General features: G+C 63.8%; 1 protein-coding gene. It reads left to right on the forward strand.

What is annotated here, in order from left to right; genetic code table 11:
• Positions 1-247 precede the first annotated feature (247 nt).
• Positions 248-808, forward strand: a complete 561-nt coding sequence (locus KTAU_RS15055) for a hypothetical protein (RefSeq protein WP_151729141.1) — start codon at positions 248-250, stop codon at positions 806-808.
• Positions 809-2,019 lie beyond the last annotated feature (1,211 nt).

Consider the following 2,019-nt stretch of genomic DNA (forward strand, 5'->3'; position numbering starts at 1 on the left):
CATTGGTCGTTGCTGCGGTATGAGCGAGTGGGGGTCCTGTCTCTGGAAGGTGTGGGCATAGCCTTAAGGGGGGGTGCCCTCTGGCTGAGATTCTGCAGGCCGCAGCGGTTGAACCGGCTGACACACCCCTGGCGAGGCTGCGAGGAGCCGCGGTTTGTCAACCGCGTTTGGAGTTCGAGCAGGGAGGCCTCACTGATCCAGTGGTAGGACAGTTCCTGCTTCAATGGGGGAGAAGCTCCTCGCTGCTGTGAGGCTGCACCGGGCCTGCTACCAGGAGGTCACGGGCCAGCTCAACACGCAGATGACCTGCGCGGCGATCCGGCTGGTGGCTGCTTCCTCCCAGTGCGCGTGCTGCCACCGCCGTCTGCCGCGACGCCCGTTCCTGTTCCGGCGCAGACGGGCCCTGTTTCTCATCGGCCTGCGGGAACGCGATGCCAGCCTGCGACCAGATGGTCCCCTCTTGCTCTGGACCGTAGCCGGGCGCAAATGCCTGCCCTACTGGGCGCCAGAGGCCTTTCAGCCGCGGCTGGCACAGGCGAAGACGGTGGACAGCCTCACTGCCGTGGAACGCGGTGGGCGGCTGCTTGAGCGACTGACCCTCACGCTAGAGGCGCCGGACTCGCAGCCCCTCCCAACCCCGAAGGAGGCAGCAGGAGCGAGCCGGATCGTGGGGATTGATCTGAATGAGACGAATGTGCTCGGAGCAGTGGGCTGCTGTCAACCAGCCCCGAAGCCCGGGCCGACGAGGCTGCGGGCAAGCCTCTGGCTCAAACCAGGGGCCGTTGACTCCTTTGACGTTCCTGCCTGAATTCCTGCCGATCAAGACCTTCGCCTCCAGGTGGAGGGCGATCCACAACTTGTTCACCCCTCAGAGCTTGCTACGCACCGAGCGCTCCACGAACGCTGGTGCCCCCCGGCTCGCGCCAGCTGAGGAACGCGCATCTGCTGTTCCAGCGACTGCTGTAGCCATCCCTTCTGGCGCTCGCTGCACTCCGTCTCCCTGCCGACTGCTCCCTGCTGGGGACAACAGCGGCTCGCTCCTGATCAGGGATAAGCGCGGGAGAACACCTGGCACGGTTGCTGTTTGCTAAGCTAAGAAGAACGGTTCCATGACGGAGCGAAAACAGGATCAAGACAGACAGAGGATGTTTCCCTGTTTGACAGGTGAACACTGCGTTGCGTCTCTGGGCAGCCCTGTCCCCTCCTGGAAGGTGCTTCCTTCCGATTGGATACCAGCATTGGCTGTCGGGTTTTAATCTCAGGGAGCGGGCGCCACAGGCATGCTGACCTCGTAGCCCATGTCCTGCAGGTTAGGGAAGCCCGGTTTTAATCCTACTTCGGGCGAGAACGGCCTTCTGACAGCCCTCTTTCTAGCGGAGCATCAGGAGCAGCGTCCGTCAAGCCGTTTCGATGCTCCCAACCAAGCGGTCAGCAGTGACCGTTTCCATGCGGCTCTGATGCCAGCCACGCTGGCCCTCCAACGGCCTGGAAGACTGTTCGAGCATTCCACGCAGCAATGCTCGAAGCAAACGGCAGGAGCGGGAGCAAGAGCGATCGCCTGAGAAAGGCGCGATGGTGCAGCAAGGCAGCCAGGCCATTTGCTCCACCGCTGCGCTTCCCTGCTCGGGGATGGAACCCCTTCCCCCTGCGTTCCCGTTCCCTTCCCAGGGTGTTCCCCTCTCGTTCCCGAGTGGCTCCTGGGTCGCGCGGGTCTGCTTGCGAGCAGTGTGAACGTGCTGCGGCCTCGGGAAAGCGAAGCGCTGCCGCCGGTACTTCCCCCTGATCCCAAGAGCACACTCCCACCGAGGGCAGGAACAGGCGACGCCCATGGCGCTGTGCCTGACCTGACCTGGCCGCAAGGAGGACAACCCTCTGGAGCGCCGTCCCATTCTGACTCAGACAGCAGCGACCTGCCTGCGCTGGTTGAACCCCGCTGCGCTCCCGCCAGGTCGCTGTCCTGCTCGTTCGTCCGCTTGCTGTTCAGGGATGTCAGGAAGGGAAGGCATCCCTCCGCTCCCC

Source organism: Thermogemmatispora aurantia (assembly GCF_008974285.1).
Taxonomy (GTDB): domain Bacteria; phylum Chloroflexota; class Ktedonobacteria; order Ktedonobacterales; family Ktedonobacteraceae; genus Thermogemmatispora; species Thermogemmatispora aurantia.